The organism is Neolewinella litorea (genome assembly GCF_004803465.1).
GTDB classification, from domain to species: Bacteria; Bacteroidota; Bacteroidia; order Chitinophagales; family Saprospiraceae; genus Neolewinella; species Neolewinella litorea.
On record NZ_SRSF01000003.1, the window covers coordinates 251,822 to 271,713 of the forward strand.

The following is a 19,892-nucleotide window of genomic DNA, read 5'->3' on the forward strand; positions in this document are numbered from 1 at the left end:
ATGAAAATTGCCGTCCTCGCCCCCTTCGCCTTTCCCGTCCGGGAGCCCTACGCCGGTGGCCAGGAGCGGCATACGGCCCAGTTGGTACGGGGTATGGCAGCCCGGGGGCATTCCGTCACCCTGCTCGCCCGCCCCGGATCGGATGCGCCCGAGGGGGTACGCCTGCTGCCCATAACCGGTGGCTACGCCGCGGCCTTACGACAACTGCGTGCGGGCGGATTCGACATCGTTCACAACAACAGTCTGGATTACCTGCCGGTACTGACGGCCTGGCGGATGAATTGCCCGGTGGTCACCACCCTGCATACCCCACCGTACCGGGCCCTGCGATTGGCTGCGCGAGTGGGGAGGTGGTCCGACCGGCTCCACTTCGTGACGGTCAGCGCCTTCATGCAGCGGCTGTGGGCCCCCTATACCGGGCGCTCCACCATCATCTACAACGGTATTGACCCGCAAGCCTGGCCTTTTTCTCCGCAGGGGGAACCCCGTAGAGCGGTATGGTCGGGCCGGATCAGTCCGGAGAAAGGGACCGAATACGCCATTGCCGCGGCCTCTCAGGCGGGCTACGCGCTTGACCTGGCGGGGCCCATCCACGATCAAGCTTACTTCGCGCGGGAGGTATCACCATACTTGAACGATCGCATTCGATACCATGGATCGCTTTCGGGAACGGAACTGGCGCGGCTGATGGGCGGGGCAGGGGTAGGCCTGTTTACCTCCGTGTGGGACGAGCCTTTCGGACTGGTCATTCCCGAGATGCTGGCCTGCGGTACGCCAGTGGCCGGTTTTGGGAGCGGGGCGGCTACCGAACTCCTCTACGAGGGGGTGGGGCAACTTGTCGAAAAGCGGGACGTTACTGCCTTGGTGACCGCCATGAACGCCGCCGCCCGGCTGCAGCGCCGCCACTGTCGCGCCCACAGCGAGCGTAACTTTCACCTGGAAACCATGATTTCCGGTTACGAAGAACTTTACCGGCGGATCCTCAACCGGCGGTGACCGGCCCTTCTTTTATTTCATTCCCGTGCTTTGCTTATGGTTTCGATTCGTAGCATTGCCGTTCCTAATCTTTTGCAATGCTGAAACTTCCCAACGACCTCGTCTTTTTCGACCTTGAAGCTACCGGACTCAACCTGACCCGCGACCGCATCGTACAGATCGCGCTCATCAAGTTGTTCGCCGACGGTCGGCCCGCCGAGGAACTGGAAATGAAGATCAACCCCACCATTCCCATCAGTACGGAAGCCTCCTCGATCCACGGGCTGACCAACGACGACGTAGCAGGCGCGCCCACCTTTCAGGAAGTGGCCCCGCGCCTCTACGAATTCATCGGGGACGCGGACCTGGGCGGATACAATTCCAACCGCTACGACGTGCCCCTGCTGCAGGAGGAATTCTACCGTGCCGGATATTTTCTGGATACCGGTAGCCGCCGCCTGATCGACGCCCAGCACATCTTTTACCAGATGGAGCCCCGCACGTTGAGCGCGGCCCTGAAGTTCTACGCGGGTAAGGAAATGACGGATGCCCACGATGCGCTGGCGGACGTGCGCGCGACGGTCGACGTCTTCCGCGGGCAACTAAAGCATTACGCCGGAGCCACCTATACGCGTGAGGACGGGGAGGTGATCGAGCCCTTTACCGACATTGACTCCGTGGCGGAATTCTGTCGCGACGACCGCTTCCTGGACGCCACGCGCCGCATCAAGCGCGGACCCAATGGCGTGCCTACCTTCAACTTCGGCAAACACGCGGGGCAACCCGTCGCGGACGTGTTCGCGAAGGAGCCCAGCTACCTGAAGTGGATACTGGATAAGGATTTCACTACCGAAGTGAAGGCCCTGGTGCGGGCCATTGACGAGGAGCGCCGCAAACGATAGGGTACTAGGCCAGCTCGTCCTTATCGAAGCCAGAGCCGTGGCCGTATCCTCCCTTGCTGCTGTCTACGTTCTTGAGGTCGTCGTCATCCTGATCGTCGACGTTCTTCTTGGGGGTGGCTGTGGGAGCTTTCTTGTCCTTGTCGCCGTCGGCGGCCAGGATGGGCTGCTGGGTTTTCGCGTCAAAAATCCGGTAGCGTGAAGGCTTGTGATTGAATTGCATGGTCGAGGGTTTTTCTTGTTTCCTCAACCTGAGGTCGGCAACCGAGGTTCGCTGCGCCCGGGCCGGAATACGGCACCCGCGTCCGCGGCAGAAGCGAAAAGCAAAACGGGGAATTACGACAGTTCTCCGCCGTAATTCCCCGCTGAAAAAGTGGGCCCAGTAGGATTTGAACCTACGACCAACGGATTATGAGTCCGCTGCTCTAACCACTGAGCTATGGGCCCGAAAGCGCGCAAAGATAGCACGCTATCCGTACAGCTCCAAAATGACTTGCTGCTCGGAATACCCGAGTTTCAGCAGGCGATCGCGGGCCTCATCCACCATCTGGCTCCAGCCGCAGAGGTAGAAGCGAACGTCTTCCCGCGGGGTGGCGTAATCGCGCTCGTACACCTGATGCACGTAGCCCGAAAGCACCTCAAAAGGGGGCTTGTCCTGGGGCATTTCCCGACTGAGGGTGGCCGTATAGGTGAAATGGGGGTGGCGGCGCGCGAGTTCCTCCAATTCATCGCGGTAAAGCAGATCTTCAGGTCGGCGGCAACCGAAGATGAGGTGGAAGCGGCGGGTTTCGCGGTCGAGCCGCTCCTGCAGCATGGACCGGAAGGGGGCAATGCCCGTGCCGGTACACACCATCACTACGTCGTAGTCGAGCGGCCGTTCCGGTAGGGTAAATACACCGCCGGGTTCCTTGGTCAGCAGCTGGGTACCTACGGTCGCTTCCTCGAAGAGGTAGGTGCTCCCCTTGCCGCCCGGGAGGTGGACCACGCAGAGTTCGGCCTGGTTGCCCCCGTTCGGAGCCGAGGCGATGGAGTAGCTGCGCCAGCGATCACGGCGGCGGTCACTGATCGGCAGGTCGAGGGTAAGGAACTGTCCGGGCCGGAACTCGAGCCGCTCGCGGTCGGGCAGTTCCAGCCAGAAGCTGCGCACCGTGGGGCTACGTTGCTCGATGCGGGTGACGATCGCTTCCTTCCATTTACTCATAGTACCATATCGTTGTAGGGGATAACGGTGGGGTAGCCGCGCTCGTTGAAGTAGGCGCGGGTATTTTCCAGGGGCGCCTCGCTGATGGCCCAGACGAAGTCTCCCCCCCAGGCCCCCAGGCTTTTGACTGTACCGTCGAAGTCGCGGAAGTGCTCCTCCTGCACGGGCGTCAGCCCCAGTTCGTCCGCGATAAGGCGTTCGTAGGCCGTGGCCACGCGGGCGGCGGCGCGCAGGTGCGGGGCCTGGAGAAAAAGCCGCGACATTTGGCCCGCTTCCCAGATCGTCTCCACGTCGATGTCGATGGTGGCGTAGCGTTGGAGGGCTTCCCGGCTGTTCTGTTTGCGGTTGCGGTAGACGAAGCAGGTACTTTCCAGCCACTCGGGCCGCCAGTCCAGCTCCGTTACCGTGGGCCGGCTGCCGTTGCGGGAATACAGGAGGGGGCCTTCGGCTCCGGCGCAGGCCAGGTCGTAACCGCTGCCGCCGAAGGTGCGCTCGAGCAACTCGTACGCGTTTACGCCAAGCCATTCGCTGAGGAACCATACCAGGGTGGAACTGCTGCCGAGACCCCAGGCCGGGTCGAATTCGAGGGTCGTGGTGATTTGGGTATCGGCCAGTTTGCGGGTGGCCCCGGGGAGAAGCTGTTCGGCGACGTGGAAGAGCTGGAGGAGGCGGTGGCGCACGGGATCTTCATCGGTGGGCGCCGCCCGCCATTCGTCCGGTGTGAAGGCGAAGCGGCGGTGGGCGGAAGGGTCGCCGGCCACTTCCATAGTCCATTCCAGGGTGCCGGCGGAATCGGAAGGGCGGGGCGTAACCCGGAAGCGCTGTCCGCGCCGGGTGGGGACGGCCAGGGCGGTGGCGCCGTCGAGGACGAAGTATTCGCCCAGCAGGAGCAGTTTGCCGTGGCCGTAAAATTCCCGTTCGTGATGCATAGGTGGGGTAATGTAAAAAGGCCACCCTACCGAGGTAGCGTGGCCTTTATTCAGTCATACGATTCGGAGCGACCTACTTTTCGTCGTCGTCCTCGTTTTCGTTGTTGAGTTGCTCGCGCAGCTGCTCGAAGGCGGAAAGGTCGCCGAGGGTCGAACGCTCGTTGCTGGAGTTGGTTTGCTTGACCGCCTTGCGGGTGGTCTCGCGCTCCTCGCGGCGCTCGCGTACTACGGTGTCCTTGGCTTCGCGGCGGATGTCGTTGACGTAGCGGCTGTGGCTGACCATCAGCTTCTTCTGATCGCGGTCGAACTCGATGACCTTTACGGTCAGGGTTTCGTCTACTTCAGCGATGCTGCCGTCTTCCTTGCGCATGAGCTTGATCGGCGCGTAGGCTTCCAGACCGTAGGGCATCTGTACGATGGCGCCGCGGTCGTCCTTGCGGAGTACGGTGGCCTCGTGGTAGCTGCCTTCGGGGAATACCGACTCGAAGCTGTCCCAGGGGTTCTCTTCGAGTTGCTTGTGACCCAGCGACATCTTGCGGTTGTGCTCGTCTACTTCGAGTACGACTACGTCGATGTCTTCGCCTACCTTGGTAAACTCGCTCGGGTGACCGAAGCGCTTAGTCCAGGAAAGGTCGCTGATGTGGATCATGCCGCCGATGCCGTCGTTGAGTTCAACGAATACACCGTAGGGGGTGAGGTTCTTGACCTTGCCCGTGTGGCGGGTGCCCACGCTGAAGTTCTCGTAGATGTTGTCCCAGGGATCCTGCTGCATCTGCTTGATGGACAGCGACATCTTGCGGTCGTCGCGGTCGATCGTGACCACCTTGGCGTTGCGGGTTTCGCCGACGGTGAAGTACTCGCGAGCGTTGATGGGCTGGTTGCTCCAGCTTACTTCGCTTACGTGTACCAGACCCTCTACGCCCGGCATGATCTCGAGGAATGCGCCGTAGTCTTCGATGTTGACTACGCGGCCTTCGACGGTGCTGCCTTCGGTGATGTTGTCGTCCAGTACTTCCCAGGGGTGGGGCTGCAGTTGCTTGAGGCCGAGGCTGATCCGCTTCTTGTTCTCGTCGAAGTCGAGTACGGCAACGTTGACCTTCTGGTTGAGCTCCAGCACGTCGCTGGGGTGGTTGATGCGTCCCCAGCTGATGTCGGTGATGTAGAGGAGGCCGTCGACGCCACCCAGATCGAGGAATGCCCCGAAGTCGGTGATGTTCTTAACGATACCTTCCAGCACCTGACCGCGCTCGAGGCTGGCGATGATGGCTTCGCGCTGCTCGGCCAGGTCGCTCTCGATGAGGGCCTTGTGGGAAACTACGGCGTTCTTGATGGTCTCGTTGATCTTGACCACCTTGAATTCCATGGTCTTGCCTACGTAGGCATCGTAGTCGACGATCGGCTTGATGTCGATCTGCGAGCCGGGCAGGAAGGTCTCCAGTCCGCCGCAGTCGGCGATGAGGCCGCCCTTGGTCTTGCTGATTACCTTGCCGTTGATAACGGTGCCGTTGGCGTAGGAATCGCGGATGCGGTCCCAGGCGCGCAGCAGCTTGGCCTTGCGGCGGCTGAGTACGAGCTGGCCGCGGTCGTCTTCCTGCTGTTCCACGTAGACTTCTACGGTGGTGCCCACCTCGATGTCCTGGTCGCGGAATTCAGAGAGGGGCAGCAGGCCGTCGCTCTTGTAGTTCAGGTCGAGGATAACGTCGCCGTCGATGATGGCCGATACCTTGGCCGACATGATCTCGGCTTCCTGGATGTTGGTCATCGAGGCCTCGTACTCCTTCTCCATGGCTTCCCGCTCCTCCTTGGAGTAGCGGTTGTCGATCTTGGCGATCGCGTCCCAGGCGAAAGCGTCGTGGGCAGAACCGGTGGCTCCGCTGGTGTCGGCTTCGTCGATTTCTACGGCTTCTTCCTTCACCTCCTCGGTGAGGGCTACGGCTACGCGGGTTGATTCCTTGCGGATCACCTTGGCGCTGCGCTTGTCGTCGTCTTCGTCCTCATCCTCGTCGAGGCTTTCCTCGGCGTCTTCAGTGGCCTGGGCTACGTCTTCGTCCGTGGCTTCGGGGCCGGGCTTGATCTTCGACTGGGTCTCGGTGATCTCGGGGGTCACTTCCTCGGTGTCGGGGGTAGCTTGTGCTTCGATGGATTCGGTTGCCTCCGGCGTAATGTTATCGGTGGAGGTCTCTTCGGTCCCGTCTTTTTGCGGGTCCTTATCATCGTCTACTTGCATGACGTGATAGGTTTAGTAAAGTTAAACAGTCGGGCCGCTTCGGGGGCGGCTTTTCCCCTCCCAAGCCAGGGTATGGCTTAGGAGGCGCAAAGATACGACTTTTTAACGGTCGGGAAAAGCTACAGCCGCAGGAAAGTTTTTACCCAGCGCCGGTCGCCGGCCACCAGCTGCAGGCGGTACACGCCGGGTGCCAGGTCGGCCACCGGAAGGCTGACGCGCAGCGTTCCAGCCTCCTTCTCATATTGTAGGTCGCGCAGTCGCCGGCCCGCGGCGTCAAACACCTCGCCGAAGACGCGGCCGGCATATTCGTTATCGAGTTCGATGGTGAGCTCGTCCAGCACCGGATTGGGGTAAAGACTGACTTGGGTAGCGGGCGCTACCGTCAGCCGAGCGGGGGCAGCGGATGCCACGTCGTCCGATCCGCAAGTGTCGTCCGACGGCAGCGAAGAAACGTCAGGAGTCTCGTCCAAGGAAGTGACGTAGATCCCGTCCAGCCACGTCCCGTCCTCCCGGTAGGCGAACTCGATCGTGTGCCGGGTGGAGGGGGTAGCGGGGAGCTGGAAGGGCAGGCGGTTCCATTTGAAGATTCCGGGACCGTGCCGCAGGGTCTTCCAGGCGTACCACTCACCACCGTTGAGGCGCACCCAGAAGGAATCGTCGTCGGGAGCGGCGGCGGCGATGCGGCCGTAAACGAAGAGTTGCTGGCCCTGCCCGGTGGCGGGGACGTCGACGTGGAAGGTGACGAGGTTATCCGGCACGGCCGGCGGCACGGTGGATAGGGAGTTATCGTCCAGGGCTACGAGGTAGGCCCCGTTGCTGGCCTCGGCGTCCGGCTGGTGCGTCCACGCTGCGCCGTGGGGTGCGCACTCCGCCTCATGCCACTGGGCGATGGGCTGCAGGGGTTCAAGCTCGCAGTCGGGGTCCTCCGCTCCGGTACCATTGATCGGGTCCGTGGTGGGTCCGAGGTAGATTTTGTCGAGCTCGGTGCCGTCTTCCCGGTAGGCGAAATCGATAGTGTTGTGGCCGGCGTCGAGTGTCAGGGGCCCGCCGGGGAACAGGTTCCAGTGGAAGCCGGCGCGCTGGCGGATGCCCGACTTCCAGGCGTGCCAGGGCCCTTCGTTGATCCGCACGTAGTAGGAATCGTCGAGGTTGCTCGGGGCGTTGATGCGGGCCTGCAGGTAATAGGCACCGGCGGCGGCGTTGTGCACCGAGAAGCGCACGTAGTTGGCGGGCTCATCCGCCGGCGGGGAGGAGTAGGCGTTAGGACCGTCGACGACGAGGTAGCCACTGCGGGACGCGTCGGGGGCGTTGCGCAGCACCCACTGCCCGCCGTAATCGGCGCATTCGGCTTCGAGCCAATACTCGGAGGCATCCGGGCACGTAAGATCAATTACCCTATGGGGGTATAGATAGTCGGGATTAAAGAAACTGGGGTACCCAGTGTCCGGACTCAGTACTAGGTAGTTGACTTGCAGTTCCGGACTACAGTAAGCCAGGCGGATGGTATTGTCACCTTCTTGCAGGTCGAAGGCGAATTGGTTGAAGTACGAATATTCCTGAATGACCGTCCATTTGACCCAACCCGTCTCGTTAATATTAACCCATACACAATTGTCCTCGGGACTGGGCAGGGTAAATACTCCTCCCAAATAGTATCGTGAGTAATATTCATCAAAGTCGGCCGCAGGTACGTCGCGAATGACGTAGCGCAGTTGATGCTCAGGCAAATCGTCGGGAGGGCTTTCCGTTGATGCGGCCGTTCCGCCGATTGCGGACGGGCCGTACTCACTTGCGGGTTCGGCGGAGAGGCTCCAGTAATCACCCGCCTGGGCGCAAGCACTGCCCAAGCGGTAGTATGGCCGGTTGCTGGTGTACAGGTCGCCGGGAAAAATCCGCCAAAGGCTGGTATCGCGGCCGGACGCGCCGTACCAATCGTACACCGTAACGGCTACTTCCTGATCCTGACGGTTATCAAACGTAAATCTGAAATACGGTTCAGCCGGATCATAATCCCCGAAACCAGCGGAAGTGAAATCGTAGCTCACGATAAATCCGTCGGGATCGTACGAGTCGCTCGCACTGGTAGAAAAAGACGGATACGGTTCCTTGGTCATGTTTTCCTCGCCCGGATCCAGGATCGCCACCGGCGGAATGTTAACAAAATCAGGGCAGTTCGTTCCTTCCAGCCGGGCATCGAAGGGCAGGGGGAGATATTGTCGGGAGGTTATACCGGGATCTTCCAGGTATACCTCATCGAGTTGCTGGTCGGGGTGGGTGAAGGCGATATCGAGCGATTTCAGCGTGTCACCGTTCAACCCCAGACCGGCCACCGCGGCGTCGTCATATACCCATTTCCACCCTGCGGCATCGGCAGTCGTGGGGTGCTCGGCAGGAAATGTGCGCAATTGCCACGTGCCGCCATTGGCGCGCAGCCATAGCGATGTGTGACCGGTTCCACCCTCGCGGATCCGGAAGTAGGGGAGGTAGTCTTCCGGGGGGTATCTGCTGGGGTAGGGACTGAAGTGCAGGCGCACGTAGTGCGCGGCCTCTTCCCCCGGCGCGTCGGTGGGAAACACGGTTGAGGTAGCGGCCAGGTATTGTCCGCTGGAAGCCGTTGTATCGTCGACAATGTTGAGCGCGCTGCCGACCTGCTCGCATTCGGGTTCGTAAAGGAAACGGCGGGCCACGAAGTCAGGGACGGGTTCCGGTGCGAGGCCGGACTGGGCGGCCACAGCGGTGGAACACAGGATGATGATGAACAAGCCGCGGCCAAAAATGACCAGTCGGCACAATCGAGTGAAGCGGTGTTGCATAGTGGCGTTTATGTTGTTTATAAGGATCATTCAAAAAGGTTTCCCACCTTTCGGGAAATAGTCCCTCCAACTGGGCCGCGCCCTCCACTAATATGCCGGTTTTATTTCATTTCATGTACCTGATTTGACCTTCTCCTAGGGGGGCTGAAAAATAGAAGGTTCCATAGGTAGCCGGATCGGGTCTGCACTTTCGGAATTATCCCTCGAAATAACTGCAGGGCTGTTGCCTCAAGGCGGTTCGTTAGGCAATGAAACAGGCGTATCCCCGCCGGCCCGGGCCGGCGGGGATACGCGCTAATTATCCAAGCAACTGCCCACTACAGCCGCAGGAAAGTTTTTACCCAGCGCCGGTCGCCGGCCACCAGCTGCAGGCGGTACACGCCGGGTGCCAGGTCGGTGACCGGAAGGCTGACGCGTAGCGTTCCAGCCTCCTTCTCAAATTGTAGGCCGCGCAGCCGCCGGCCCGCGGCGTCGAAGACCTTGCCGAAGACGCGGCCGGCGAATTCGTTATCGAGTTCGATGGTGAGCTCGTCCAGTACAGGGTTGGGGTAGAGACTGATCTCGGCAGCGGGCGCGCTTGTCGGTTGCGCCGTGTTAAGGGAAGAACCAGATAGGGTTAAGGCTTCCGGTCCGCAGGATTCGTCCGGGGGCAGCGATGAGACGTCCGGGGTCTCGTCCAGGGAAGTGACGTAAATCCCATCCAGCCACGTCCCGTCCTCCCGGTAGGCAAACTCGATCGTGTGCCGGGTCGAAGGGGTAGCGGGGAGCTGGAAGGGCAGGCGGTTCCATTTGAAGGTTCCCGGCGCGTGCCGCAGGGTCTTCCAGGCGTACCACTCACCACCGTTGAGGCGCACCCAGAAGGAATCGTCGTCGGGAGCGGCGGCGGCGATGCGGCCGTAAACGAAGAGTTGCTGGCCCTGTCCGGTGGCGGGGACGTCGACGTGGAAGGTGACGAGGTTATCCGGCACGGCCGGCGGCACGGTGGATAGGGAGTTATCGTCCAGAGCTACGAGGTAGGCCCCGTTGCTGGCCTCGGCGTCCGGCTGGTGCGTCCACGCTGCGCCGTGGGGCGCGCACTCCGCCTCATGCCACTGGGCGATGGGCTGCAGGGGTTCAAGCTCGCAGTCGGGGTCCTCCGCTCCGGCACCATTGATCGGGTCCGCGGTGGGTCCGAGGTAGATTTTGTCGAGCTCGGTGCCGTCTTCCCGGTAGGCAAAGTCAATAGTGTTGTGGCCGGCGTCGAGTGTCAGGGGCCCGCCGGGGAACAGGTTCCAGCGGAAGCCGGCGCGCTGGCGGATGCCCGACTTCCAGGCGTGCCAAGGCCCTTCGTTGATCCGCACGTAGTAGGAATCGTCGAGGTTACTGGGGGCATTGATGCGGGCCTGCAGGTAATAGGCACCGGCGGCGGCGATGTGCACCGAGAAGCGCACGTAGTTGGCGGGCTCATCCGCCGGCGGGGAGGAGTAGGCATTAGGACCGTCGACGACGAGGTAGCCACCGCGGGATGCGTCGGGGGCGTTGCGCAGCGCCCACTGCCCGCCGTAATCGGCGCATTCGGCTTCGAGCCAGAATTCGGAGGCCAGGGGTTCATCGCAGGTGACATCGGCGACTTTGCTCGAGGGGTCGAGGCCCCTATATATCGTATAGGGATAGTTCATACCGATAGCCGGGCTAAAGTTCAAAAATCTCACCTCTAGATCGGGACTGCAATAGGCCAATTCGATGACGTTATCACCGGGTACCAGATTGATTCCCAGCTGTATAGACACGTCCTCTATCACTTCCCATCGGTGCCATCCCGTACCGTTGGTATTGATCCACAGGCAGTTTCCTTCTGGCTCCGGCAGGGAGAATACACCGAGGGCATAGTAGTTGTTGGTAGAATAGTTGACTGACTCGGGAACATCAGGAATTACGAAACGCAATTTATTGGCCGGCACATCTTCTGGTACCTCACTGACGGACGATTTTGAGGGGGCAACTGCGATCGCACCGCCTGGAATACTCGGATCGGGCTTCAGCGTCCAATTACTTCCTGCATCCGCGCACTGCACGTTTATGCGGTAATACGGGCCATACCCCTCATCATAATCACGATGCACTATTTTCCAGAGGGAGGTATCCTTATCGTTGGCCCCGTAAAAGTCATATACCGTCACTGAGGTACTGGATACACCATATCCGTATCGCCAAAGAATCGTGGGTTCACCTGGGTTAAAGTAATCATAATCAAGTTCGCCCGTTGAGGCACGAAAATCATAGTGCACTATCACCCCGTCGGGGTCGTAGGATTTTGCGGCGTTGAGGTTGAAAACGTTGGTGTTCACACTGACAATCACTTCACTCCCCAACTCAAGCATCGCCACCGGCGGAAGGTTGGTGAAGTCCGGGCAGTTGGTCCCCGGCAGGTCATATTCGAAGGGGCGCAGCGCGGAGTAATAATAACTATAAAAATTTACGGATTCCAGGTACACCTGGTCGAGTTGCTGGTCGGTGCGGGTGAAGGCCACGTCCAGCGTCAGGAGGGTATCGCCCTGCAGTCCGAGGACGTTTTCTTCGTCGTGCACGAGTACGTCGGGTACCCAGGTCCATCCCCCGTCAGCAATGCGGGCGTAGGCGGTGGAGTAGGTGCGCAACGTCCATTCGCCGCCGTTGGTCCGCAGCCACAGGGACACGGGGCCGGGGGCGGTCTGTCGCACCCGGAAATAGGGCTCAAAATCGTATTCGCCGGCGGCATCCGACTGGGGGTTAAAGTGGAGGCGCACGTAATCATTCGGGTCATCGCCTGGCGCACTTTCGGGGAATACCGCTCCGTTTGGCACCAGGTACTCGTCGCTGGTGGCGGTCGTGTCCTGCATGACCGCCAGGCCGGTTCCTACCGCCTCGCATTCGGGTTCGTAAAGGTACCGCTGAGAAAAGGCCTCGGGAATTTGCCCGTATTGGGCGGATAACGATCCGCAGAAGAACAATAACAGACACAGGGCCATAGCCCCGGCGGGCGCGGGGCGCCCCGGATTGGGTAATGCTCTCATGATTTGGGTAATGGTTAGTTCATAGTGATAAACCAATGGAAAGTATATCGCAAATCGCTGATTACCAATAGTCATTTAGTTAAATTTTCCGTGGTATTGGGCGCGCACGCAGGTGCCGGGTAATAACCAGGATAGCCTATTACCGTACGTAACTTTATATCGGGTAATCATCCGTTACCAACGGTGGAAACGGCCTTTCGGACCTCCATCATCAGGAGCGGCCCGGAAATAAAACGGCCCGAACGCCTGACCAATGTCAGGCTCCGGGCCGTGGGGGAGGTTGGGAGCGGATTCGAACCGCCGTACAAGGTTTTGCAGACCTTTGCCTAGCCACTCGGCCACCCAACCATTAGGCCGCAAAAGTAAACGGGGGCGCGGGGAGCGCCAAACTTTGCGACTGGTTTCTTTCAGTAAAGTAAGTGCACAACGCCGGACTCCTGCACTAAGTTTCCCAGCGCAGAGGTAAACCGCAGGATATACACGTAGCTGCCGGCCGGCGCCAATTGCCCGCCGAGACTTCCGTCCCATCCCACTAAAGGATCTTCTCCGGAAAACAGCAGTCCGCCCCAGCGATCATACACCTGCAATTGGTAGCCGGTCAGGCCCGTTGGGTCGGTGAAAATCGGGCGAAAGCTGCGGTTCACTTCCTGGTCGGCGGTCGGACTGAAGGCGTTGGGAAGGTAGACTTCGGTCTCGCGGGCTACGCAGACCACGTTCGACCAGAACGTGAAATTCTCCGCTTGCCCCTCTGGACGGAAGTCCGCTTCCACTACGTAGCAGGGCAGTTCTCCGCTCATGGGGGTTTCGTCGATGAAGGTAAGCGCGGTAATTCCGGTAGCCAAAACCGTGGCACTGCTGTCCGCCGAGAGACGGTACACCGTGTAGGTAAGCGTACCGGGTAACCCGTTCTCCAGGGGCGTCCAGGCCAGTTCCACCGCGTCGGTGGGCAAGGTGGCCGCCGCCAGTACGACCGGACTGACGTAGTTACTTCTTCCGCTGCGGCCGCAATCGTCGGTCAGCACGAAACGGAAGGAATCCCGGGCCGCTACTGCCACAGCCTGATCTATAAACACCACTTGTTGGCTGAGCAGGGAGTCGACGGGCTCCGGAATATTGATTGGGCCGGAGGGACCGAGGCGTTCGAGTTGGGTAGCGTAGGTGGCCGGCGGTGGATCCGGATAGGAATAGGCGAAGCGCAGGCGACCGTCGGTTCCGAGTTCCACGCCATACAGCGGGAAGTCCCGCACCGGCTGAGCAAATTCAACCGTCTGGCAAAAGACGGCCGTACGCTGGTTGATGTCGCGGCCCGCATAGTCGATCTCCACGTAGAAGCAAAGGCTGTCGCCGTCGTTGGCGTCGCGGTAGGTGAGGAAGGGCACCGTATCGGCGGCTACGGCGGGGGAGGGGCGGTAGGCACCTCCGTTAACGGAAACGAAGAGCTGTAGGCTATCACCCGCGGCAAGTTGGAAAACAGAATCCGAGGAATTCCCGGACGAATCGCGCCCCACCACCGGAAAGAAGGTTATCTCGGAGTCGCAACCCTGGCCACCGGTACCGCCCAGGCCCAGGGCCGATCGGATTGCGCTTTGCGGACTGTCGTTGCCGCACGCGTCCAATGCCGCCACCCGGAAGCGGCGGTCAAGGTCTTCCTCCGGGGATCTACCGGGCAGACGGTAAGACGTAACCAGCCCCACGGTATCCAGGGGAATAACCCCGCTGTCGGTCAATTCCAGGATCACGTAGCGGTTCACCTCCGGCGAAGGGGAGGGGTCCCAGTAGATAACCAGATCACCGTCGACGACGCTGACGAAGTGGACCTCGGGCGTCACGGGGATGAAACTGTCCAGCGTATCGCTGCGCAGTACCTCCTGGCCGGGGCAATCGTAATCGTATTCCAAATAGTAGAACAGCTGCAGGCCCGCCGGATTTTCGTCGCGGTACTCCGTGGCGGCCGGGTCGGTCAGGGTGGCCAGCAGGGCATACGGGCCCGCGGCGGCCTCCGCTCGGTAGATGCGCGTACCCAGGTAGGGACCGCAGTCGTTGGCGACGTTTTGCCAGGTGAGGATCTCACCGCCCGCCTCGGAGCGGGTGCACAGGAAGTCCGGTGCGGCGATCTGCGCGCGCAGACTGCCCAGCAGCAGCAGTGCCAATAAAGTAAGGGTAGTTCGCAAGGGTGTTGATGTAAGGGTTCCTACTCTTCGCCATAACACCGCAAGGCCCCCGGGTGTTATCGGATCCAATGGTCGGCGGTACGACCGGCCGGCAACCGTGGACTCATTCGTCGGTGTCTTCCAGGGTCGGAAGGAGTTCGATCGGGGTCTGGAAGCTTTCCTCCAGCGCGGCGCGAATGCGGTCGCGGCGGTAGGCACTGCGACGAAAATCGTCCTTGACGGCGGATTTGTCGGTTTCCACTACGTAACTCTCCAACGGACCGGTGATGGTGTAGTAGAGATTGAACAGGCCATTGCGGGCCGGCAGCACTTCCAGCTTATCGTCGTGGCGGCTGATCTTGTTGGCAATCACCTGGCCCGCGTTCACCTTGACGTAATATTCGAGGTACTGGTCGAAGGTGTGGGTGCCGCTCACCGTGAGGTTGATGGCGCTGCTCTGGATGAGCATGGCCGGCAGATAGACGGTCCGGTCGGAAATCTCGATGAAGTTGGCCAGGCGGGTAAAGCGAACGCGTTCCAGGTCGCCGGACTTGAGCGCGAATGCGAAGTTTTCCAGCATGGCAAAATCGTGCAATTCCCCGTCCAGGATCTCCATTCCTACCTGGGCCCGCAGCCGGGGATAATCGATCTCGCCGGCGTCGTCGTAGTACAGGTCAAGGAGCATCCGTGCATTAAGACGACCGCTCAGGTTGTCGGCCGTCAGGAATTCCTGTCCGAAATTTTCGTTCTGCAGGAAGAAGGTCTCGGCGTCCACGTCATCCGCCGTAATTCGGGCCCGGGTATGGGTCAGGAGTCCGAAATCCGTGGTGGCATCGATGCGAAATTCCCCTTCCATGGCGTCGGTAAGCCCGCGTACGGTTACCTGGCCGGGGGAGAATAGCAGCTGTCCCCGAAAGTTATCGCCCGCCAGTTCGTCCCATCTCCACTCCGCGATGGTGGCTTCGAAGCGTCCGTTGAGCAATTCGGTGATGCGGCCCCGACGCTCCCGGGCCCGCTGCCCCAGACTGTCGAGGGTGACCGGCCCGGAAGATTCCTGCACTTCGGCGTCGGGGCCGGACAAGGCCAGTAGTTCGCCAACGTCAAAATGGTCGCTGCTCAATGTGGCGTTGAAGACGAGGGCCGCGTCGCGGGTATTCAGGCTGTCGGCGAACAGCACCGGCACCAGGTTAGTGGCCGTACCGCTAAGTTGCAGCCTGGTATCTCCCGTTTCTACTTCCAGATCGGTCAGGGTGAGCGCGTTGTCGTCGAGCACCAGGGTGCCGGTGGGCAGCATTACTTCCTGACCATTGACGGTAAGTGCGGCGTCCACGAAGGTGACGGTCCCCCCCGTTGAGACGCGGCCCATGCGGCGGGGCTCCACCATATCAGCGTATCGCCCGCCCAGGGTGACCTGGCTCAGTTGCAGGGTGCCTTCCCCGCCGTTAAGCATATCGCTCGCCAGGAAACCGGAAAGTGCCGCCACCGGGAAACTGCCGTCGGCTTCGAAAGTGATGCGGGGGTCGGTGAGGTCTTCCATCCGAAGTTGAACGGCAAATTCATCGCCGTCTACCGTGCCGGTAAGTCGGTCGATGGAAAAGGTTTGCACGCCCCCCGTGGGGCCGTCCACGTAGGCGAAAGAGGCTTCGAGGTCCAGGTCGCGCGCCTCGACGTCGAGGCGCGGACTCTCCACCCGGCCGTCGGTCAGCGCAAGGCGACCGTCGAAACGCGGGTAGGCCCGGGCCGACCAGGGTCCCACGACGGTGGCCGACAGGCTAAGGTCGCCGCGCGTCTCCAGTTCTTCCAGGGGGGCGGCGTAGGCGGGGGGGAGCAGGGCGAGTACATCTTCGAGGTTCCCGCTGCTGCTGCTGAGTTCCAGGTCGGTCACGACGCCCGCTTCGGTAGGGTGGAGGCTGCCGGTGGCTTCCACGGTCAGGTCGCCGGCGGTGAGGCGGAGCGGTGCAAAGGTGTAGGCATCCGCGATGTGATCGATGGTGGTGTGGGCGTCGAGGCTCAGGGACTTTCCGTCCAGATACCGGTAGCCTTCCTGGTCCAGGTAAGCTACCTCCAGTTCAGCCTCGGTGTTGAGCACGTACTGCCGGGCCCCGAAATCTCCGCTGAAGGTGGCTGAAGTGGCGGTTAGCAGCGCATCGGTGCGCAGACGCGCGTCCTGGTACACCAGCACCACGTTGCGGAGCCGCGCCTCATCGATGGCGAATTCCACCGGCCCGGCACCCGCGTCCGCGCCCTCATCCCCTACGGATGTGTAGCCGGCCAGCTGATAATTGGTGTTGCCGTCCACGTCGGTGAACAGTTGGAGCTTCCCGTTCTCCACCACGATGCCATTGATGCGGATCTTGCCGAAAAGACTGCTCAGGTCGAGCCGGCAGGCCAGCCGTTTGGATGCCAGCAGGGCACTGCCGTCGCTGCCCGCTACGGTGACCCCGTGGAGATCTACCGAGAGATAGGGAAAGGACCGCAGCAGGCTGAGGTCGTAGTCCTGAATGACGATCTCGGTCTGCAGCCGTTCGTTGAGCGCGCCCACTACCTGCCGGGCGATGGGCCCGCCAAAGAGTTGCACCGCCAGCAGGGGCAGCAGGACGATAATGACGAGCAGGACGAGCGTAGTGCGAAGGAAGCGCATGGCGGTAAAAGCCGGGTGGCTGACTAAGGTTGCAGGTCGGGTACCTGATCCAGTACCAGGCGCAGTTTTTCCTGCATGGCCCCGCTCAGGGGTACGAGGGGTACGCGCAGGTGGTTGTCGCAGAGGCCGAGCAGCGATACGGCGGCCTTGATCCCTACCGGGTTGCCCTCGCAGTACAGCAGGGGGTGCACGTCGAGCATATCGAAATTGAGGCGCCGGGCTTCGGTAAGGTTGTTGTTGAGGGCGGCGGTGACCATGCGGCTGAAGTGGGAGGGCAGGGCATTGGCGATCACGCTGATGCCCCCGTGCCCGCCTACGGCGATCATGGCGGTGGCCAGGGGATCTTCTCCGCAGAGGACCCCGAAGCGCTCGGGTCGGTGGCGGAGGATCTCGGTGGCTTGCGAAAGTATACCACTGGCCTCCTTGACGGCGGCGAAGCGATCGCTCTCCTCGGCCAGGCGCAGGACGGTCTCAGGCAGTACGTTGCTGCTCGTGCGGCCGGGCACGTTGTAGATGATGAGGGGGCGGGGCGCTACTTCGGCGATCCGCATATAATGCTGGTAGATGCCTTCCTGCGGGGGCTTGCTGTAGGCGGGGCTGCTCGACATGATGCCGGCCACGCCATCGAAGTTGTACTCCCGGATGAAGGTGGCCAGCCGCTCGGTGTAGTTGCCGCCGAAGAAACCGGCGACCACCGGCACGCGCTCGTCCACGTGGCGCAGGGTGAAGTCCAGCACCTCCCGGCACTCCTGGGTACTCAGGGTGATGGCCTCCCCGGTGGTGCCCAGGCAGACGAGGTAGTCCACGCCTCCGTCGATGACGTAGTCGATGATGCGCCCCAGCGCGGGGTAATCGATGGATTTGTCCGCCCGAAACGGCGTAATGAGGGCGACGCCGGTGCCGCTGAAGGGGGGGAGGGACTGCTGCATGGGAAAGTTGGAATCAGCGGGGTGAACCGGGTGGCAAGGTACGGGAGCCGGCCGGACTTCAGTCGGCGTGGGTCACCGGCCCGATGGCCACGTATTTGTTGATGCGGTCTTCCACCATCTGGTCGATGGGCTTCTCCTGGATGGCGGCGATGGCTTTCTTGAGCTGGCGCTTCAAGGTCTTGGCCATCTCGTCGGGGGCGGAATGGGCCCCGCCGTGGGGTTCCTTGACGATCTCGTCCACAATGCCGAAGCCGTGCATGTCCTCGGCGGTAAGCTTGAGGGCGTCGGCGGCCTGTTCCTTGTAGTCCCAGCTGCGCCACAGGATGCTGCTGCAGCTTTCGGGGGAGATTACGGAGTACCAGGTATTCTCCAGCATGATCACGTGGTCGCCAAGCCCGATACCAATAGCGCCGCCGCTGGCACCTTCACCGATCACGGCGCAGACGATGGGCACCCGGAGCTGGGCCATCTCGAAGAGGTTGCGGGCGATGGCCTCGGCCTGCCCTCGCTCCTCGGCCTCGATGCCGGGGAAGGCCCCCGGAGTATCGATGAGGGTGATCACCGGAAAGCCGAAGCGCTCGGCCAGTTTCATCAGGCGCAGGGCCTTGCGGTAGCCCTCGGGGTTGGCCATACCGAAGTTGCGGTACTGCCGCATCTTGGTGTTGACGCCCTTTTGGTGGCCGATGATGACTACGGTCTGCCCGTCGAGGTTGCCAATGCCGCCCACGATGGCCTTGTCATCGCCGTAGCAACGGTCGCCGTGGAGCTCCACGAACTTGCGGCACATCTGCTCAATGTAGTAGAGGGTATAGGGCCGCTCCGGGTGGCGGCTCAGCTGTACGCGCTGCCAGCCGGTGAGGTTGGCGTAGATGTCGCGGCGGGTCTGCTTGATCTTCCCTTCGAGCTCTTCGATGGTGGACTGCATATCGACCACCCCGTTTTCGCCTACTTCCTTTACCTTTTCGAGCTGTTCGTAGAGCTGTTCGAGGGGCTTTTCAAATTCCAGAAACACCATCAGTTGTTAGCTTTTTATCATTTCCCGTAATCCCGTCCCCGGCTGCTGAGCCAGGTTTACCGCAGTTGCACCTTGGCCGAACCCAGCATGCCGACGTCGGTGTAGATCTCGGCCCGGTAGAAGCCTTCGGCGAGCTTGTCGTCGAGTTCGTGGGTGAAGGTCAGTCGCTGGTTCCGCTCGATATTCACGTCGCGGCCTTCGAGGGCGATGATGTCCTTCTCCGCTCCGTTGACAATGCTTTTGGCCCGTACCGGATTTTCGCTAATGACCGGGGTGGCCGACTCGTCGGTCAGTACGAGGTAGATCGGGCGGACGCCCAGGTACTGCTCCGGCACGTCGGTCAGGTCGAAGCTCACCGAAATGCGGCGGGCGCGGCTGGCGTTGGCGGTGTTGGAGCCGTTTTTGCGCAGCAGGTCCACCTGCATGGCGGAAGCGCGGAAGGCCCCCAGCGTCATGCGCTCCAGGTCGGCCTCCATGCTTTCGTTCATCCGGCTCAGGTTGTCGGCCTTTTTGGTGGCATTGTAGGCTTCGGTCTTGGCGGTGCTCAGGTCGCGCGACAGGGCCACGTTGCGTTCGCGCAGGTCCTGGTTCTCCTCCTCCAGCTCGGTGATGCTGGTTTCCAGCATGGTCCGCACGTTGATGAGGTCCTCGATCTGCACGCGCATCTGGTAGGCCACGTTGTTGTCGTTCTTGCGGGCGGCCTGTGCCTGCCGCATGTCGTAGAGGGCACGCTTGGCGGTTTCCTGGGCCTCGGTGAGTTCCCCCTGCAGTTCGGCGTTCTCGTTCGACACCTCGGTGAAGGCCTGGTCGAGGCTATCGACCGACTTCATCAGTTTATCGCGCAGCAGGGTGAGCTGTTCGGCTTCGGCCGATTTCTCGGTATAGTCTGCTTCCAGCTTGCTTTGGGTAGTGACGCCCCAGATCAGGGAGCCCACCAAAAGCAGGGCCAGAATAACGGCGATAATGGTGAGGGTACGTTTATTCATGGGCGCGAACGCTTTGTTGAAGGCGCAAATTTACAAATCCATTTCCGGTTTCCGGGAAAGCATCCGCCGCACCCCTCCGCATCCGGGGCCGGCAC

13 protein-coding genes and 2 tRNA genes are annotated in these 19,892 nt (G+C 61.3%); 2 read left to right on the forward strand and 13 right to left on the reverse strand.

The features are described from left to right. Both E4021_RS09450 and E4021_RS09455 read left to right on the forward strand, forming a co-directional pair. Positions 1 to 996, forward strand: a complete 996-nt coding sequence (locus E4021_RS09450; RefSeq protein ID WP_136458748.1) for a glycosyltransferase family 4 protein — start codon at positions 1 to 3, stop codon at positions 994 to 996. Between the two features lie 77 nt (positions 997 to 1,073). After that, positions 1,074 to 1,877 carry a 3'-5' exonuclease gene (locus tag E4021_RS09455; protein WP_136458750.1) on the forward strand — a complete coding sequence of 268 codons (804 nt, stop codon included), beginning with the start codon at positions 1,074 to 1,076 and terminating at the stop codon, positions 1,875 to 1,877. Positions 1,878 to 1,881: 4 nt separating this feature from the next. Here E4021_RS09455 and E4021_RS09460 read toward each other — a convergent pair whose 3' ends face one another. The 13 genes from E4021_RS09460 to E4021_RS09520 all read right to left on the reverse strand — a co-directional run bounded on the left by E4021_RS09460 (position 1,882) and on the right by E4021_RS09520 (position 19,797). Then, the gene (locus E4021_RS09460) at positions 1,882 to 2,097 is read right to left on the reverse strand and encodes a hypothetical protein (protein ID WP_136458752.1); all 216 of its coding nucleotides are present in this window, start codon (positions 2,095 to 2,097) and stop codon (positions 1,882 to 1,884) included. 151 nt (positions 2,098 to 2,248) lie between these two features. Next, positions 2,249 to 2,321 (reverse strand) — tRNA-Ile (locus E4021_RS09465). A gap of 22 nt (positions 2,322 to 2,343) precedes the next feature. After that, positions 2,344 to 3,075 (reverse strand): ferredoxin--NADP reductase, encoded by a 732-nt coding sequence (locus E4021_RS09470; protein ID WP_136458754.1) that lies wholly within the window; start codon positions 3,073 to 3,075, stop codon positions 2,344 to 2,346. Continuing rightward, positions 3,072 to 4,004 carry a GYDIA family GHMP kinase gene (locus tag E4021_RS09475; protein WP_136458756.1) on the reverse strand — a complete coding sequence of 311 codons (933 nt, stop codon included), beginning with the start codon at positions 4,002 to 4,004 and terminating at the stop codon, positions 3,072 to 3,074. Before E4021_RS09475 ends, E4021_RS09470 begins: the two co-directional genes overlap by 4 nt. 73 nt (positions 4,005 to 4,077) lie before the next feature. Then, complete coding sequence (gene rpsA / locus E4021_RS09480) at positions 4,078 to 6,231, reverse strand: 30S ribosomal protein S1 (RefSeq protein ID WP_136458758.1); 2,154 nt, start codon at positions 6,229 to 6,231, stop codon at positions 4,078 to 4,080. A 119-nt stretch (positions 6,232 to 6,350) separates the two neighbouring features. Then, positions 6,351 to 9,044 (reverse strand): T9SS type A sorting domain-containing protein, encoded by a 2,694-nt coding sequence (locus E4021_RS09485; protein WP_136458760.1) that lies wholly within the window; start codon positions 9,042 to 9,044, stop codon positions 6,351 to 6,353. 317 nt (positions 9,045 to 9,361) lie between these two features. Continuing rightward, on the reverse strand, positions 9,362 to 12,076 hold the full coding sequence (locus E4021_RS09490) for a T9SS type A sorting domain-containing protein (protein WP_136458762.1): 2,715 nt from the start codon (positions 12,074 to 12,076) through the stop codon (positions 9,362 to 9,364). Positions 12,077 to 12,353: 277 nt separating this feature from the next. Continuing rightward, positions 12,354 to 12,424 (reverse strand) — tRNA-Cys (locus E4021_RS09495). Positions 12,425 to 12,483: 59 nt separating this feature from the next. Next, positions 12,484 to 14,247 carry a T9SS type B sorting domain-containing protein gene (locus E4021_RS09500; RefSeq protein ID WP_136458763.1) on the reverse strand — a complete coding sequence of 588 codons (1,764 nt, stop codon included), beginning with the start codon at positions 14,245 to 14,247 and terminating at the stop codon, positions 12,484 to 12,486. Positions 14,248 to 14,350: 103 nt separating this feature from the next. Further along, positions 14,351 to 16,867: an AsmA-like C-terminal region-containing protein gene (locus E4021_RS09505; RefSeq protein ID WP_136458764.1), complete on the reverse strand. Its 2,517-nt coding sequence runs from the start codon at positions 16,865 to 16,867 to the stop codon at positions 14,351 to 14,353. Positions 16,868 to 16,890: 23 nt separating this feature from the next. Then, positions 16,891 to 17,796, reverse strand: coding sequence for a 4-hydroxy-tetrahydrodipicolinate synthase (gene dapA / locus E4021_RS09510; protein ID WP_136458765.1), 906 nt, complete (start codon positions 17,794 to 17,796; stop codon positions 16,891 to 16,893). Between the two features lie 58 nt (positions 17,797 to 17,854). Continuing rightward, the gene (locus tag E4021_RS09515; protein WP_136458767.1) at positions 17,855 to 18,811 is read right to left on the reverse strand and encodes an acetyl-CoA carboxylase carboxyltransferase subunit alpha; all 957 of its coding nucleotides are present in this window, start codon (positions 18,809 to 18,811) and stop codon (positions 17,855 to 17,857) included. A 56-nt stretch (positions 18,812 to 18,867) separates the two neighbouring features. Further along, positions 18,868 to 19,797 (reverse strand): hypothetical protein, encoded by a 930-nt coding sequence (locus E4021_RS09520; RefSeq protein ID WP_136458769.1) that lies wholly within the window; start codon positions 19,795 to 19,797, stop codon positions 18,868 to 18,870. Positions 19,798 to 19,892: the final 95 nt, after the last annotated feature.

Bases quoted from the DNA above. Each gene is read 5' to 3' on its own strand.
- E4021_RS09490 (WP_136458762.1), bottom strand. From the start codon at position 12,076: ATGAGAGCATTACCCAATCCGGGGCGCCCCGCGCCCGCCGGGGCTATG.
- E4021_RS09515 (WP_136458767.1), bottom strand. From the start codon at position 18,811: ATGGTGTTTCTGGAATTTGAAAAGCCCCTCGAACAGCTCTACGAACAG.
- rpsA (WP_136458758.1), bottom strand. From the start codon at position 6,231: ATGCAAGTAGACGATGATAAGGACCCGCAAAAAGACGGGACCGAAGAG.
- dapA (WP_136458765.1), bottom strand. From the start codon at position 17,796: ATGCAGCAGTCCCTCCCCCCCTTCAGCGGCACCGGCGTCGCCCTCATT.
- E4021_RS09520 (WP_136458769.1), bottom strand. From the start codon at position 19,797: ATGAATAAACGTACCCTCACCATTATCGCCGTTATTCTGGCCCTGCTT.
- E4021_RS09450 (WP_136458748.1), top strand. From the start codon at position 1: ATGAAAATTGCCGTCCTCGCCCCCTTCGCCTTTCCCGTCCGGGAGCCC.
- E4021_RS09505 (WP_136458764.1), bottom strand. From the start codon at position 16,867: ATGCGCTTCCTTCGCACTACGCTCGTCCTGCTCGTCATTATCGTCCTG.
- E4021_RS09470 (WP_136458754.1), bottom strand. From the start codon at position 3,075: ATGAGTAAATGGAAGGAAGCGATCGTCACCCGCATCGAGCAACGTAGC.
- E4021_RS09455 (WP_136458750.1), top strand. From the start codon at position 1,074: ATGCTGAAACTTCCCAACGACCTCGTCTTTTTCGACCTTGAAGCTACC.
- E4021_RS09460 (WP_136458752.1), bottom strand. From the start codon at position 2,097: ATGCAATTCAATCACAAGCCTTCACGCTACCGGATTTTTGACGCGAAA.
- E4021_RS09475 (WP_136458756.1), bottom strand. From the start codon at position 4,004: ATGCATCACGAACGGGAATTTTACGGCCACGGCAAACTGCTCCTGCTG.
- E4021_RS09485 (WP_136458760.1), bottom strand. From the start codon at position 9,044: ATGCAACACCGCTTCACTCGATTGTGCCGACTGGTCATTTTTGGCCGC.